The 15,930-nt window shown below is 61.6% G+C and carries 15 protein-coding genes; 5 read left to right on the forward strand and 10 right to left on the reverse strand.

Going from position 1 to position 15,930, the window contains the following annotated elements:
• The first annotated feature begins 428 nt into the window (after positions 1–428).
• The 5 genes from AC3A5Z_RS21235 (at position 429) to AC3A5Z_RS21255 (ending at position 6,504) form a co-directional block, all read left to right on the forward strand.
• Positions 429–827: a hypothetical protein gene (locus AC3A5Z_RS21235; protein WP_487521268.1), complete on the forward strand. Its 399-nt coding sequence runs from the start codon at positions 429–431 to the stop codon at positions 825–827.
• Positions 824–1,192, forward strand: coding sequence for a plasmid mobilization protein (locus tag AC3A5Z_RS21240; protein ID WP_487521269.1), 369 nt, complete (start codon positions 824–826; stop codon positions 1,190–1,192). Before AC3A5Z_RS21235 ends, AC3A5Z_RS21240 begins: the two co-directional genes overlap by 4 nt.
• A complete protein-coding gene (locus tag AC3A5Z_RS21245) occupies positions 1,182–2,963 on the forward strand; it encodes a relaxase/mobilization nuclease domain-containing protein (protein ID WP_487521270.1) in 1,782 nt (593 codons plus the stop codon). The genes AC3A5Z_RS21240 and AC3A5Z_RS21245 overlap by 11 nt, the downstream gene beginning before the upstream one ends.
• A gap of 107 nt (positions 2,964–3,070) precedes the next feature.
• Positions 3,071–4,897: a DUF927 domain-containing protein gene (locus tag AC3A5Z_RS21250; protein ID WP_487521271.1), complete on the forward strand. Its 1,827-nt coding sequence runs from the start codon at positions 3,071–3,073 to the stop codon at positions 4,895–4,897.
• Between the two features lie 701 nt (positions 4,898–5,598).
• Complete coding sequence (locus AC3A5Z_RS21255) at positions 5,599–6,504, forward strand: DNA-methyltransferase (protein ID WP_487521272.1); 906 nt, start codon at positions 5,599–5,601, stop codon at positions 6,502–6,504.
• 83 nt (positions 6,505–6,587) lie between these two features.
• On the opposite strand, the gene AC3A5Z_RS21260 is transcribed toward AC3A5Z_RS21255, so the two are convergent.
• The 10 genes from AC3A5Z_RS21260 to AC3A5Z_RS21305 form a co-directional block, all read right to left on the reverse strand.
• Positions 6,588–7,103, reverse strand: coding sequence for a hypothetical protein (locus AC3A5Z_RS21260; protein ID WP_487521273.1), 516 nt, complete (start codon positions 7,101–7,103; stop codon positions 6,588–6,590).
• Between the two features lie 362 nt (positions 7,104–7,465).
• On the reverse strand, positions 7,466–7,810 hold the full coding sequence (locus AC3A5Z_RS21265) for a hypothetical protein (RefSeq protein ID WP_487521274.1): 345 nt from the start codon (positions 7,808–7,810) through the stop codon (positions 7,466–7,468).
• 91 nt (positions 7,811–7,901) lie between these two features.
• Positions 7,902–8,813 carry an aldose epimerase family protein gene (locus AC3A5Z_RS21270; protein WP_487521307.1) on the reverse strand — a complete coding sequence of 304 codons (912 nt, stop codon included), beginning with the start codon at positions 8,811–8,813 and terminating at the stop codon, positions 7,902–7,904.
• A 3-nt stretch (positions 8,814–8,816) separates the two neighbouring features.
• Positions 8,817–9,611 carry an NAD-dependent epimerase/dehydratase family protein gene (locus AC3A5Z_RS21275; RefSeq protein WP_487521275.1) on the reverse strand — a complete coding sequence of 265 codons (795 nt, stop codon included), beginning with the start codon at positions 9,609–9,611 and terminating at the stop codon, positions 8,817–8,819.
• A 1-nt stretch (position 9,612) separates the two neighbouring features.
• Entirely contained in the window at positions 9,613–10,488 is an 876-nt protein-coding gene (locus AC3A5Z_RS21280) for an SMP-30/gluconolactonase/LRE family protein (protein ID WP_487521276.1), read from the reverse strand.
• A complete protein-coding gene (locus AC3A5Z_RS21285) occupies positions 10,485–11,687 on the reverse strand; it encodes a mandelate racemase/muconate lactonizing enzyme family protein (protein WP_487521277.1) in 1,203 nt (400 codons plus the stop codon). Before AC3A5Z_RS21285 ends, AC3A5Z_RS21280 begins: the two co-directional genes overlap by 4 nt.
• 72 nt (positions 11,688–11,759) lie before the next feature.
• Positions 11,760–12,602, reverse strand: coding sequence for an ABC transporter permease (locus AC3A5Z_RS21290; protein ID WP_487521278.1), 843 nt, complete (start codon positions 12,600–12,602; stop codon positions 11,760–11,762).
• 4 nt (positions 12,603–12,606) lie between these two features.
• A complete protein-coding gene (locus AC3A5Z_RS21295; RefSeq protein WP_487521279.1) occupies positions 12,607–13,497 on the reverse strand; it encodes an ABC transporter permease in 891 nt (296 codons plus the stop codon).
• A gap of 4 nt (positions 13,498–13,501) precedes the next feature.
• On the reverse strand, positions 13,502–14,575 hold the full coding sequence (locus tag AC3A5Z_RS21300; protein WP_487521280.1) for an ABC transporter ATP-binding protein: 1,074 nt from the start codon (positions 14,573–14,575) through the stop codon (positions 13,502–13,504).
• Positions 14,576–14,703: 128 nt separating this feature from the next.
• Entirely contained in the window at positions 14,704–15,888 is a 1,185-nt protein-coding gene (locus AC3A5Z_RS21305; RefSeq protein ID WP_487521281.1) for an extracellular solute-binding protein, read from the reverse strand.
• Positions 15,889–15,930 lie beyond the last annotated feature (42 nt).

Here is a 15,930-nt window from a genome sequence, read left to right on the forward strand (position 1 = left end):
GCCAGTCGCGGCTGACATCTGTGCCGATGACGCGGCGATATGATGGGTTGTCCATGCTGTGATCGAGACGATGAAAAGAGGTGGTGCCGGCAAGCTGGAGAACGTGGTCATGCCATGAGGGTCAGACGCCGCGCAAAACCCCGCCGTCGGCCCGGGCCGGGGCCAGTCTAGCAGAACGCAGATCAGTAGCCTCGGCGGTATGACCGCGGCCATACCCTGCTGTCTGCCTTCGCATTTCAAGCGGTAGCCTGTGCTGATCGTGGCGCAGGTGTCCTGATCCTATTTCCTCTGGTGCCTGAAGCAAACGACGCGCGACCTCGCGTTGCGCATGGATGCCTCTGCACGACGAATCTTGCGGTTCCCGATTTTCGATTTTCGGGACCCGGTCTTACTGAAGGAGTCGGATCGCAAAATCGAGGACCGACAGAATGCAGAAATCCGGAAAAGTCACGCTCGCGCGGCTTGAAGAGGCGCGCCGCGCCATTGCCACCCTTGCCGCAAAACCCAAGCTGGAATTCACCGCGCATCAGGCCATCGACGCGATGGCGGCCGACCTGAGGCACGCGCGTGACACCTTGGGCTACAGCTACGAAGATCTTGCCGAGATGCTGGCCGGATACGGGGTGGCGGTGAAGCCCGGCACCCTGCGCGGCTATCTCAAGAAGATCGCCACGGAGAAGGAAAAGGAAAACGCGAGGACTTCTGTTCGGAAGGCGGGTGCCAAGCAGAGGCTGGCATCGCCGTCGCCTGATGTTCCCTCTGTGGCGCCTATGGCTGATCCGGCGGCATCCTCTTCCGCGCTCCCCAACGCAGACCATGCAGAATGACTGAGGTGCGGGAGGGAGCCGTCGTCGAAAGCAAACCGCGCTCAGAACGGCGCCAGCGGACCAAGATCATCTCGGTCCGTGTCACCCCCCACGAGCGCCAACAGATTAAGGAGGCTGCGCGCCGGGCATGCTGTTCGGGCATTGCCGGCTATCTGCGCGAGCGGGCTCTTGAAGATGTTCTGATGCCGCGCGACCACGCGGTAATCATCGGTCATCTGGCTGTGATTGGCGACTGCCTTGCCAGTGCGGCGGAGGCCCTTGAGCGCGAAGGTCTGCTGGAGGCCGCCGAGCAGTGCCGCACGCGCTCGACGTTGCTTGTGGCCCTGCAGCTGAGGTTTGTCCAAGGGAGCAGCGATGCTGGCTAAAGCGATCAGAAGCAAACGCGGAAGCTCCGGCATTGGGGCGCAGTTCAAGCGGCGCATCGGCTATATCTGCAAGGGTGCCGACGGGGCACTGGGTGCGATCGTGACGCGGAACCTCGCGGGCGGTTGGCGCGATGCCGGGTTTCAGATGGCGGCGACCGCCGGGCTGCGGCCGCGGTTGCGCTGTCCGGACTATCATCTTGTGCTGACCTGGGGCGATGGCGAGACGCCAGCGAATGCCGAAGTGCTGGCCGCCGGTATCGAGGTGCTGCAGATTTTCGGCGCCGCGGAGCATCAATGCGTGCTCGCCGTGCATCGCAACCGAACCAACATCCACCTGCATGCCCTGATCAATCGTGTGCATCCACTGAGCGGCGTTGTGCTCTCTGACAGTCATGACTTTGCGCGTCTGGAACTGGCTTGCCGCCGGGTGGAACTGTTGTTTGGCTGGCCGCCGGATCGCGGCCGCTTCCAGTGCGGCTTGGTCGGATCGGAAGATGCGGCAGAGGTGCAGCTGCTGCCGATGCCGAAGGCGCATTGGCAGCACAAGCGCGAGAGCCGCGCCGCGGGGCTGCGTCCCGATCCGCGTGGGGTTCGTGGGCTCGAGCGACGTGAGAAACAGCACCCCCTGCGTGACCGCCTTCCGCCCCGTCTGATCGCGAGATTGCGCGAGAACATTGAGCGGGCAAGAAGCTGGCCACAGGTGCATGTTGCGCTGCTGGCGAAGGGGCTGCGCTATCTGCGCCACGGCGGCGGCGCACGGATCGAGGAGGTGAGCAGCAAGGCCTTCATGCCAGCAGGGCAGCTGGGCAGCGCCTTCGGTCTCCACCGTATGGTTGCGCGGCTCGGGGCGTTTGAGCCGACCGCAGATGGGACGTTGTCAGAGATGACAGCGAGGGCCGCCGCGCGACAGAAATATGCTCATCGTCGGCAGGAGCGGCGTGATGCGCTGGAGAGATTGCGGACAGACCACCAGGAAGCACGTGGGCGGCTCCGGCAGAAGATCCGCAGTCTCGCCCGTCCCCTGCGCAAGGCGTTCCGGAAAGCTCTGGCGCTGGATCAAACCGTCGGGATGCAAACACTGCGCGAGCGCATGCCGCTGCCGATCCTTGCAGAGCATGGGCTCGGGGTTCCAGAGCAGATCGACGGATCCCATGATGGTCATGCTGCGCGCTTCCGGCATGTCAGCCGGGCGGCCCAGATGAACGACGTCGGGATTGCCGTGCCGCCGCCCTGCGGCGATCACACCTGGGCCCGGCAGCAATGGCGCGCTGCGCAGAATGCGGCGAAGAGGGATGGCTCCGACGACAGTCCGGATAGCAACGACTGGTGCCTTGCCGACGGAAGTTGGCTGCTGCCGCGCCGCGATCCGGAGGCGGGGGTGCTGGGGTTCGACCGGCTCGTCCCCCAGCCCGATGGCAGCAGGATCAGGCAGATCTCCGGTGGCGAGCTCGCCTTTGTTCGCTTGGGGCGCGGCAGGAACGATCAGGTGTTTCTGCTGCGAGACGGCGATGCCGCGCTGAAGGTTGCCGCGCGTTTTCCCGACGCTCTCGTGCTGATCGCCGAGGGATCGCTTTCAGAACGGATGCGGCGGCATCTGCGAGATCTCCATGCCTCGCACAAACTCATTCACCTGCGCGATGCCGCAGAGGTCGAGAGATTCTTTGACGACGTCGCGAAAGATGCTGTTCCAGACGCTCGTTGCAGGGAGGCTCCCCCGTCCATGCCCCCGCGCGATGAGCCGACCACATCTGAGTCCGGACCGGAGTTATGACCATGCCCGCCTGCTTCCGATCAGGATTGCCCCCTCAGCCTCGGTCCAACAGTCCAACTCGTCCAACAGTCAAACCAGAAAATCTGTCCGGGAAGGAAGCAAGCACAATGAAGGACACTGCCACTCACTTGCCCGAGTTCCCGGGACCGGAGGGTGCTGACCTGGAGGTGGGGGCAGCGCCGCTCGGAGCCGGAAGCGATGCGCAGGGCTTCGATGTTGAAGCCTTCCTGCTTCATCTGTCACGTGCACTACCCGAGGGCTATCAGCTCGACGCCAACAGCCGGACCATCTACACCGAACAGGGCGAACCCATCTGCGGCCCGATCCAGGTCAGCTGTCTGGCGCGTCGCCCCGACCAGTCTGGCTGGTCAGCGGAAGTGCGGATCCTCGACCGGGATGATTGCCCGCATGTGCTCTTCGTCGAGATGGCCGAGATCCATGGCAGCGGAGCGGCGCTCTACAACAGGCTGATCAGCCTCGGTCTGCAGTGCTTCTCCGGCAAGACCGGCATCATGTCGCTTTTGAAGAGCTGGCGCCACGCGCCGCGGGCTTGGCGCAGCGACGAGGCTGGATGGTTCGATCTGCCCGATGCCCCTCCTGCATTTCTTCGCGCCGACGGCGCTCTTATCGCCCCGGCTTCGGATGCTCCCCTTGTCGTGCATGCTCGTCCCAACCCGAAGACCTGCCGGAAGGCCGGAAGCCTCTCCGGCTGGCGGAACGAGGTCGCCTGCTTGGCCTTCGGAAATCCCTCGATGATCTTCGCCATCTGCTGCGCCCTCGCAGGGCCGATCCTGCGTCTCTCGGGCTTCAGGTTTGCAGGGTTCAACTTCCACGGAAACTCAACTATCGGCAAAAGCCTCCTGCTGGAACTGGCCCTCAGCTGCAGTGATCACCCGAATGGCGTCCGTCCGTGGACATCGGTTGCACAAGAAAAACCCGGGACCGTCCCGAAGAGCACGGAAGGGTTGCTGGTGCTTGATGCGCTTCCCCAGGATCCCGGCAAGCCGCTGCTCGACCGGCTTCAATCCATGGCGGACGATCTGCGCCAGGATTCAGCGCGGGGCCTGCCTGATCTGCGGCTCGGCGACCCGTCGCAGATCATCTTGTCGACCTCCGAGCTTGCGACCGAGACGGTCCTGCAGCGCAAGCGCAGGAGCTTGCCGGAGGCGCTCTCCACCCGGCTGGCGGATATCCCGGCCGAATCCTGGCGACACGGCCTCGTCGACGAGCTCCATGGGCATTCCGACGCTGGCGAGTTTGCCCGCGCCCTTTCCGCTGCAATGACACGGCATCATGGGCAGCTGCTTCCCGCCTTCCTGCAAACTCTGGTCAACCGCCACGACGCCATCGCGAAGGAGATCCGGAAGCGGCATCATGCGGAAACCGAGCGGCTCCTGTCCCGGCTCGCGCCTCGACCGGGCGAGAACATGGCTGCCGTCCGGCGCATGATCGAGCGCTTCGCTTTTGTCGTTGCCATCGGCGAAGAGGCTATTGACCTCGGATTGCTGCCTTGGCCCTCCGGGGCGGTGGCCCAAGCTGTCATCGAGATCACGGCGATCTGGCATGGAGCGCCCCGTCACGCTCCCGAGCAGCGGCCCGATCTTGTCACCGCCTTCTCCGCATGGCTCGATCAGCGCCAGGATCGTCTTGTCGACTTCATGCCTGCCGACCTGATCTTGACGGAGCAAGACCCGGCCACAGACGGCAGGATCGGCTGGAAGGACAAGCAGTTCTACTATCTGCTGCCGCACATCCTGGAGAAAGAGCTGACCGGCTGCCGCGACACGATCACGATGCTCAACGCGCGCGGCATCCTCAGACCCGGCGGCGAGCAGCGTCTGCTGCAATGCAAGATGCCCGCCAGCCTGTTGATCCGGCGACCCCGCCTCTACCGCATCGACCAGGGCGCCCTGCAGGAGGCGGGTCGACGGTGACCCGTGCTGGCGCGTTGATAAACCCGCGGTTCCCTTAAGTGACAGGGCGTCCTGCCAGCAGGTGGGGTGGCGCCACTGTGCGGTGATGAACTTGGGCGCGGTCATTCTGAGCCTGGTTATTTACAATGCAAACGCGCCAAAATGGTGCAGCGAACACCATCTCGGCGACAGCGCCCGCGTGGATTGTTTTGCAGATGTCCTCGGCCAGCTGCCAAACATGCCCTTGCGGCGAGCCTGCCAGACCTGCTGCCAGATCACTGGAAGGCCCTGAAGGCCGGGGCGGCATGATCAAGCAGTTGCAAGTGATTGGGGCAGCAATTTTGATGTAGTCGACTGCCCCTTGTCCAAGCCGTTTCGCCGGTCGTGTGCCCCTATGCGCCGCAGAAGCCGCACCAGGCAACCGCCGACGCTCCAGATAGGCGGGGGCAAACGCGTCCAACGTCCAACAGGTCCAACGGCCTGCGCAGGGGAGGGTCGTTCATCGTCACCGACGGACCCATGACGTCAGCGCCCGGCAGGAGCCTCCACGCGGGTCGACCGAAGCGGATCCTTGGGGGGTGCCGTCGCAGTGTTGTCTGGTCCGGACCTGATCGCGGCTGCGGCGAGAAACGCCAAACATGTGGACAACGGAGCGGGGCTTGTTCTCAGCCGCGTTTGCGCCCCTATAATGGGTGTCGGTCAACAACAACACGAGCACCGACATGACTATCCTCGATCCCCGTTTCCAGTCTGGCGCACCCATTGCTGCCGCCGAGACTGCTGTGTCTACCGGGCGCGCACCGCTGCCGGACCAAGAGCAGACCGCGCAGAGCGTCATCGTCGGCGACTGTCTGGACATCCTGCGCGCCATGCCGGCCGGCAGCATCGACGCCGTGGTCACCTCTCCCCCCTACAATTGCGGGGTCGCCTACCGCAGCTATAATGACAAGCAGCCCCGGGACCTCTACCTGCAGTGGATGGACGACGTCGCCCAGCAGATCTCCAAGGTTTTGACCGACAAGGGCAGCCTGTTCCTGAACCTCGCCTCAACCAGCACGGACCCGTGGATCGCCGCGGATGTTGCGGACCGGTTCCGGCAGCACCTGACCCTTCAGAACCGCATCACCTGGGTGAAATCGATCTCGATCGACGGCAAGACGACGCGGGGGCATTTCAAGCCCATCAACAGTTCCAGATTCTTGAACCGGACCAATGAGGAGATCTACCATTTCACGAAGCGCGGCGATGCCGTGATCGATCGCCTGGCGATCGGGGTGCCCTACCAGGACAAGTCCAACGTAAGCCGATGGAAGCAAGGACGAGACCGCCGCTGCGGCGGAAACAGTTGGCATATCCCCTACGAAACGATCCGGAGCAAAGCCGGCAGGCACGGCCATCCGGCGGCGTTCCCCGTCGGTGTGCCTCTGCGCTGCCTTGGCATGCACGGTGAGAAGGGGCTGGTGCTCGATCCGTTCCTGGGCTCCGGCACTACGCTCGTCGCGGCGAGGATGGCCGGCTGGAACGGTATCGGAATCGAGATCGATGAGGCCTACGCGGAAGCCGCGAGGTGGCGGGTTGCCGCGGCAGGCCCGCCCAAGAGGGCGGAGCCGGTGTTGGTCAGTGGATGATGGGCTGATAATCACGGCCACGACAAGTATGCGGATCTGATCGACGTGCTCCGGGCAGACGGGGGCAATTTGTCGCTGCCATTCTAGAAGCCGAGCGTCTCTTCGGACGCACGCTCATCCTGCAGATCCATCAGAGCGAGCAGCCGTTCGGTCGCGAGCTTCATGAGCGCCTCTGCCCGCCGCGCGGTAGGCCCGCCGCCGTCTGCTCCCCACAGTCGGCTGTTCGAGTAAATGAAGTGCAAGACGTTGTCCCGATCCGGTGCGTGCTCCATACCGAGTGCGCAATAGAAAAAACGCGCTGCGAAAACGAGCCGGCGATCTGATGCGAGGACGATCGGCGCATCGCCAGCGGTGCGGGCAGCCTCGATGGCGTCATTCACCGCGTCCTCGGCGGCTACGTCGAGATCACCCAAAGCCAGTTCCCAGACGGCGGGGCTCGCGCGTAGCTCTTCCGCGGCGCGGGCTTCCGCCAACGCGTTCGACAGCGCAGTGAAAGCCGTGAAGACGGGCGAAGCGGTGCAGGCCGGGCGCGTCCGCGGGGGTTCGGAACGCTGTGCCTTGATGCCGCCAGCTAGGGTGATAGGGGTGATTGCAGCCATGATTTGATCTCCTCATTAGATCGGGTTGCGGTGGAGGTCCTCGCTGGTGTCGCAACCACTGGCGGGGACCGAACAAAGTGTATAGATGACGTATAGAAGATCTGAATTAGAATGTAAAGAGGATTTCTATACATTATGCGAGAGAACAAGACCGCGCAGGTCAATCTGCGTATAGCGCCTTCCTTGAAAGAGGCCGCCGAGAAGGCTGCATCTGCAGATCAGCGATCCCTGACTTCGCTCGTCGAGAAATTGCTTACGGATCATCTTCGAGAGAAGGGATTTCTCGGCGAGTGAGGGACAATTGGCGAACGCGAGGTTCATCAACTGGCATTCCGCCGCCCCGGGGTGCACCCAGACCGCTGTCAGTTCGCCTGCTCGATGCAGCTTCGCCAGCATGGTCGCGTCGCGCCAGTCGGCTTCACCCGGTTGCCCGCGTTCACCGGGATGAGCGAGGGCGCGATAACCATGCAACCATGTCCGAGTTCGGTCAGCTGGCGATGAAGCGGATAGCTGCAAGGCCCCGCCTCGCAGCAGAAATGGAGCCGTCGCCCGTCGCACCCCAGCTTCTCGGCAAGCCTGCGGACGTGATCGGGCGGGTGCGGGATCGTGCTCCAGTGCCTTAACTTGCCACCGCGCTTTCCTTGCGCAACAGCCACCGAGATCGTCGGCTTGTGGACATCCAGCCCGATGAAAATGCTATACTGCATGCGGTCTCTCCCCCGTTCTTGAGGCTCTGCGCCAGCCCATCTGGCGCAACCCGAAGGAGAGCTCCCGGGAGAGACCACCAATCCACTCAGGTCACACCGCGATCATGGGGTCTAAAGGGGACGCGGATAACAACATGCTCCCCGCCATCTCGCACTGAGATCTGAGGACTTGGAGCCCGCCAAACGGGTAGAGCGCAGGTCTGTTGTGTGCATCTGGAACATGGCTGACCGGCTCGGCGCAAATGACATCCCGCCGGTCCGGCACATAGACATGCAAAAGGCGCAGCTCTCCGTCACATCTGATGGAGACGGTGATGTCATCCTCTGGATAGCTGATCTGCGCGATCTGATCCCAGCCGGAATAACAGCGGTCGAGCCAAGGCATGCCAGAGAGCACAGTCTGAGTTCCTGGGTTAAACTCCGATCCGAGGCGAAGCGGGAGTAGGGGCAGGCCGTCGGCACCCCTCCCGAAGTAACCGTCTGCCGCAAATGTCAGCTTAGCGAGCGGAGTCTTCCGAAACCAAGGGTGGAAACCGAACCCGAAAGGCAGGGGGGCCGAACCCGTGTTACGCAAAGACAGCATCAAAGAGATGCCCCGAACCGTTACGGTCACCGACAGAGTGATCTCATAGCTGTACGGGTTGTTAGCGTTGGAGAACTCGTCTCGAAGCAAGGCCGACGACTTGTTCTGGGCCAACACACTCCAGGCCCGATCTCTTGAAAAGCCGTGTATGGCCATCCCTTCATCCGGCCGGTTCACTGGTAAGTTAATATCGCGCCCGGCAAAGTTGAACCGCCCCTGCCTGATCCGATTGGCAAAGGGCGCCATGACGAAGCAACCGCCGTCAAACGCTGAAAAGCCAGGATCCAGGGGCGACAGGAGAGCAACGGCAGGCTCAGTTGCAGGGGAACCGGGTCGGCACCATTTGGCCGAAAGAAGGGTTGCGCCTTGCTCTGGCGATATTCGCAGCTCGTACGGGCCACATGCAAGGGTGAGGGGCAGGGTTCAATCCTCTCGGTGGGAGCGGGAATATCCAAGCGCGCAGAAGACGGCCCCTTGGAAAAGGTTGGCGATGGGGTCCGGATCCGTTGGCAAGGGCGCGAAGATCGAAGCGTCATCTTGGGGAAGGTAGCCGATACGCGCCGCGTCATCTCCGTGCCACCAGCGGTCTTTGTTTGCTGACACTCCCCACACGACAGAAAAGTCGGTCTTCGGGGCCTCAAGCGAAGCCACCACAAGCTGGATCAGATCGTCGTAGGACAACCATGTTGACAAATGCCGATCTTCGGTTGGCGTGGGTAGGCATGATCCGATACGAAGACTGACGCTTTCAAGACCGTGCTTGTCGAACATCATGCGTGCCAGCAGTTCTCCATAGGCTTTTGAAATTCCATAGTGGCCATCTGGGCGAAATGGCGCGGCCGCGGTGATGATCTCACCACGTGGATAGAAGCCGATCGCGTGGTTTGAACTGGCGTAGACCACACGTAGACGGCGATCAAGCGCTGCGGCGAATATGTTAGTCACGCCGATGATGTTGGCGGGCAGCACGACGTCAAATGGCTGCTCACCGTTGATCCCACCAAAGTGCACGATACTCCGGCATCCTTCACACAAACCGGAAACGGCCACCCGGTCGGCGAGGTCGGCGGTGACGAAGGTGGCACCCTCCGGCGGCATGCCCGGAAACGGAGCGATGTCACTCAAGCGCAGTTTATACCCGAGCGCCGCCAGCCTCTTGGACACAATGCTGCCCAAGTTGCCAGATGCGCCCGTGATCAAGATGGGAAGTTGGCCCATGTCAGCAGCCCTTCATTCGCATAACGGGCGCGCCTGGAACGGGTGCCTCAGCAAGGAAAAGCCCGCCGGAAAAAGGTGCACCCAAAAGGCCCTCTGACGAAATCATCCGGTGTGAGGTGACCGCGATCTGATTCAGGTCAGGCCCGCAGAAGCACGGCATAGTTGGCGCGGGCACCGGCAGGCGAATGATCTCGCACAGCATGCCATCTGGCGAGAAGCGGTTGAGCACCCCCGCGGAGACGCCTGCGCTCCAGTAATTGCCTTCGGAGTCGCAGGCACCGCCATCAGGGCGGCCCTCTGCATCGGTAAGTTCTCGGAAACGCATCCGGTCTGACAAGTTGCCGCTCCCTTGGTCAAAAGCATAGCTGTCGATCCAAGGCCCGCGAGAATCCGAATGATACATGCGCCGACCATCTGGCGACCACGCAAGCCCGTTCGACACGATGAAACCCTCCGCTTCAATCCGTGCACCGCCCTTTGCGTCGATGCGGTAGAGACGGCTGCTGGGGCGGGGCGGGCTGCGCATGTCCATGCTGCCAACCCAGAAACAGCCGTCGGCTCCCACTTTGCCATCGTTGAGGCGGCTGGTTGCAGGCTCATCCTTAGCGGCGAAGAGGGCGGACTTTGCGCCGGTTTCCGGATCAAAGTGGATGACCTCCCGCGCCAGGGCGACGACGAGCCTTCCGCTTTCGCACAGGCCCAGTGACACGACCGACGACCCAAAGGTCCATCGGCGCAGAATGCCGATGCTCGGGCTGACCTCCAGAAGTTCACATCCTGGGATATCACAGCAAAAGAGGGTCCCCCGTCGTGAATCCCAAAGGGGGCTTTCCAGGACCTCCGCCTGGAGATCGGCGATGCAGCGAAAATCCATCATCCCTGCGACGCCGTTTTGCGGCGGATCACCTCCGGATGGTTCAAGACGAAGTCGCTGAGCTCCAGCCCGAGTCCGACGCCGGCAAACGGATAGATAAGGCCATCTTCAATGCGCGGCATGACTGTCACGAGGTCTCGATACCAAGATGTGTAGTAGGCCCGGACGGACTCCTGAAAGACGGCATTTGGCAAGTTCAGGGACAGGTGGATGGAGGCCGCAAACACGACCGGCCCGGTACAGTCATGCGGTGCGACAGGACGCTGAAATGCCTCGGCCATTGTGGCAATCTTCTTGGCTTCGCTCAGCCCCCCGCACCAGGAAATGTCCAGCATGACATAATCCGTCGCATCGGCGCGCAGGACGTCGAGGAACTGAGCGCGCGTGGCCATAGTCTCGCTGGCGCATACGGGAATGCCCGAACGCTGCGCATAGACCGCCAGCGCCGCTGGGTTCATCATCTTGATGGGGTCTTCCGCCCAGAATGGATCGAACTGGCGAAGGCCCCGAGCGATTGTCAGAGCCGAGGTCAGATCCCACATCGAATGCAGCTCCACCATCACCTCCATTCTGTCGCCGACCGCATCACGGATTTGACGGAACGGAAGAAGCGCCTTGTCGAGATCATTTGCATGAATGAAGTTGCCGCCGCTCGCCACCGCGAAGGGGTCGAACGGCCAGATCTTCATCGCGGTAATGCCTTCGGACAGCAGGCTTTCGGCCAGCGCACCCGCATCGCGATGGAAGGCCAATTGATCCTCGTAGGGCCCCTCGGCAGCAGTGTCACTGTCGCCGATGTAGCGCCGCGCGCCTGCCTTGTTGTAGGTATAGCCCGCGCAGGTATTGTAGGTGCGGATGGCCGGACGAGAGAGGCCACCCAACAGCTGATGGATCGGTTGGTGGGTGACCTTGCCCAGGATATCCCACAAGGCGATGTCGATTGCCGAGGCAGCGCGGATCTCGACCCCGGACGACCGAAAGCCGACATACGGCTCGAGCAGCAACTTTGACAGTCGGTCGATGTCCAGTGGGTTCTGTCCGATCAGTTGGGGCGCAATGTCACTGTGGATGTAGGTTGCGACAGCATTGGCGCCGCGGAAAGTCTCTCCGAGGCCGGTGATGCCCTCATCCGTATATACTCGCACCCAGAGGATGTTGTTCAGATGCGGAAGCTGGATGGTCTCGATCGCGGTGATTTTCATTTGTCGTCCGTAAGGTTCCCAGCGAAGTCTGGATCTGCGATGAGGATGGCCCGGGCTCCGGGCCTCGCCGTGTCAATGCCCCGAGGATGGTTTGCTGCGGGCCACAATTTGCGTGGGGTTCACGAAACGCAGGGCGATCAGCAGCCAGACGAGCGATGTCGCCATGTAAATCACCGCCATGGCGTCGATGGACTGAACGGAGCGAACGCCAGCCGCAAACACGGAGTAGTAAAGCGAAACCACGAGGGTCTGGCTTGTCGGTCCCGCTGTCAGAAAGGTCAACTCGAACATGGCGACCGTGCGCACGAGAACGAGCAGCATCGAGGCGAGAATGCCCGGGATCAGCATTGGCAGCAGCACGAAACGGAAGAGTTTGAACGTTCCCGCCCCGAACACGCGGGCCGCCGCTTCGACCTTAGGGTCGATCTGCTCGATGAAGGGGATCATCACCAAGATGACGAACGGCACGGTCGGCACCAGATTGGCTAGGACGACCCCCCAGAACGTGCCACCCACACCGATCTTGTAAAGCACTGTCGCCAGGGGGATGCCGAAGGTGATCGGCGGCACGAGGAGCGGGAGCAGGAAGATCAGCAGCACGAACTTCTTGCCCGGAAAGTCGCGGCGCGCCATGGCATAGGCCGCAGTGATTCCGAGAAGGCCGGACAGGATCACGACGGTGAACACGATCTGGAAAGTGACGACCAGAACCTGATCGAGCTGAAACTCCTTCCAGGCGGCCAAGTACCATTTGGTCGTCAACCCGTCGGGCAGCCACGTGCCCAGCCACCGTGTCCCGAAGGAGGACACCACGACAACGGCAATGACGGCCAGCACGTTCAGAACAAAGAAGCCCGTGACGGCCCAGACCAGCGTGATCCAGAGTTTCGACAGGACGGATGTATCGCGGATCATGATCTCAGCCTTTCCCACCCGCGGTCGAACCGCGGTAGAACAGTGAACGGACCCCCAAGAGTGAGACGACTACCAGCAGTTGCACCGCCGCCATGATCATCGCAATCGCCGAGGCCATTGAGTCGTCGTATTGCTCGAATGCCGCCTGCGCGGCGGCGATGGAAATCACTCGGGTCGGCCCGGACGGTGCGCCCAGAAGCACCGCCGAGGGAAACACCGCAAAGGCCTGAACGAAGGTCAGGCAGGATGCGACAACAAGGCCGGGAACCAGAAGCGGCATCATCACATAGCGAAATCGCTGCCAACTGGAGGCCCCATGTGTGGCAGCCGCGCGCTCCAGGGCGGGATCAATCCCCGTGACGTAGGACAACGAGAGAAGGAAGGTGAACGGAAAGACCGTGATCACTAGAGACACCAGAACGCCCCAGTAGTTGTTTGTCAGCTTCAGCGGCGAGTCGACGATCCCAAAGGCCATCAGTGATCGACTGAACCAGCCCTGTGGTCCGAGATAGTTCAGCAGGCCCTCTGCCACCAGCACCGTGCCCAAAGTGACGGGCAGCACGAGGATGGTGGTCAGCAGGCGTTGGCGTTCCATCAGCCTCACCCTCATCGCTATGGGGACGGCGAGCAAGACGCTCAGCAATGTCACGGGGATTGCAAGCCAGAGCGTCGCGCCGATCGTTTTGTATAGATACGGATCCGAGAAGAACTTGGTATAGTTGGCGAGTGCGCCACCGCCTTCGATCGGATTGAAAGACAGCATGAGGCCATAAAAAAACGGGTAAATGAATACCGCCAGGATGAACAGAAGCCCGGGTAGGATCATCAGCGTCACGCCGTCTATACCATTGTTGGCAAGCCGATGACGCAAATTGGGACGGTCGGAAATGTTCATGCCGTCACCCCCGTCCGGCAAAGACAAGCGCGCGTGCAGGGTCGATTACGAGGGCGATGCGGCTGCCAAGCCCTACATTGGTGACGCTGTGGAAGATCATCTCCATCCCGCTGTCGGTTCTAGCTGTTCCGACGTGTTCGCGGCCCCGGTATTCGATGGTTTCCACAAGGGCCGATACCGTGTTGGGACCCTCAATGCCTGCAACAACATCATCACCACGGGCAGCCAGCAAGGCGTCGTCACCGACGTTCAAGGTATCTTGAGCGGTGCCAGAAAGTTCGGCCGTGCCGACTGCGATGGTGGCCACGCCATTCTCTGTCCGGATGACCTTGCCCGCCACCTTGTTCCGGTAGCCCATGAACTCCGCGACATCGAGATAGTCTGGGCTTTCGTAAAGCTCGACAGGTGTGCCGACCTGCCGGATGCTGCCGTCGCGCAGGACGACAATGCGGTCGGCGAGCGACAAGGCCTCGTCCTGATCATGGGTCACGTAGATGGTGGTGGCGCCCAGCTGATTGTGAATGCGACGGATTTCGGCTCGCATCTCAAGCCGGAGCTTCGCATCGAGGTTCGACAATGGCTCGTCCATCAAAACCAGCGGAGGTTCGATGACGATCGCCCGGGCAATGGCCACGCGTTGTTGCTGACCGCCCGACAGTTGGCCCGGAAGCTTTTCCCCCTGTCCGGTCAGACGCACAAGAGCCAGTGCCGCATCGGCGCGGCGCACGATCTCGTCCTTCGGCAGACCACGCATCTTCAGGCCGAAGCCTACGTTCTCGCGGACCGTCATATGCGGGAAAAGCGCGTAGTTTTGGAACACCATACCAAAGCCGCGGTCTTCGGGTTTTAGCTGGTCAATGCGCTTGTCATCGATGTAGATGCCGCCCCCGGAGGTGCCAAGCAATCCGGCGATACAGTTGAGCGCCGTGGACTTTCCGCACCCCGACGGTCCGAGAAGCGCGATGAACTCACCTTTCCGGATGGTGAGGCTAATATTGTTGAGAGCGTTGAACGCGCCGAACGACCGGCTGAGCCGATCAAGTCGAAGTTCGGTAAAAGTCGATGAGGCAAGCGGCATCGGGGCGTGTTCCGTTAATGAGCGGCCCATGGGCAGCTTCTGCTGGAAGTGAGGTTGGATCGGAAGGCACGTCACGCGCCCTGCTGAAGGGCTCCCGCCATTGGCATAGTGGCGGGATCCTATCCGGGTCAGCTCGCCGCGACGTCCTCGTCCCAGCGACGGAAGGCAGTCACAAGGGCTTCGGGCTCAAGAGGCAGTTCAATCGGGTGGTTTGCGATCCAGTCGTCATATTCGGGACGCCCGTATTCTGCGATCACGTCCTGGCTGGCCTGCGGCGCCATGTCGAGTGTGACATTCTTCACCGCAGGACCAGGATAGAAGTAACCTTGGTCGTATGAATAAGCCTGCTGATCGGGCCGAAGCGCAAACTTGATCAACTCCATCAGGACGGCAATGCGTTCCTCGGAGACACCCTTGGGAATGGCGAAGTAGTGTGCGTCACACACCCAGTGGAAACCGTCCAGCTTCGCAACCGCCGCTTCCTTCTGCACCACACCCAAAGCGCGGGGATTGATATCCCAGCCCGTGGTGGTGACCGTCATGTCGCGTGTGCCTTCGCCGAGTTCCTTCATCAGAGCCCCGGTGCCTGCCGGATAGTATTCGACGTGCTGATGCAACTCTTTCAGATAGGCCCATGTCTTGTCCCAGCCCTTCGCCGGGTCTTTCGGATCGCTGTCGCCCAAGAGGTAGGGCAGTCCCATGAGGAAGGTCCGGCCCGGCCCGGAGTTTGCCGGCCGCGCATAGACGAACTTGTTGGTATTCTCCTTCGCCCATGCCAAAAGTTCCTCGGCCGTCTTTGGCACTGTCTTCACCTTGTCGGGCATGTACTCAAGCAGAGGCCCGGACGGGTAGTAGGAGATCACGACGCCGCGGCCTTGTGACAGGCCTTGCATACGGAAGGCAGGATCAAGATAGGTTTGCTCGAGATCCGGCAGGACGTTGTCGGGCATTCCAATGATGTCGGTCCAGATATCGTCTGCCAAACCGGCAGAAAGAGCATCCGGCCCAATGATAACCATGTCGATGTCGACGCGGCTGGCGCGCTGTTGAGCCTTGATCTTGCCGGGAAGCTCGGGCGACGGCGCCTTGTTGAAGGTAAAGCGTGAAACCAATTCGGGATGCGCTGCTGCGAAATTGTCGAAGATTGGCTGTGTCAGAGCAAGGTTGCCCGCGGCGTCGATCACGTTGAGCGCCAATGGCGATGACGGGAGCTTTGCAGCTTGAGCGAAAACGCCATGCGGTAACACAAGGCCTGCACCAGCGGCCACGCCAGCCCCTGCGATGAAGCGACGACGCGAGAAATTCGATTTCATTGATACTTCCTCCTCTGGATCTTGTTGGTCCTGCGGCACCCT

This window comes from Cereibacter sp. Soil_C_27 (assembly GCF_057657095.1).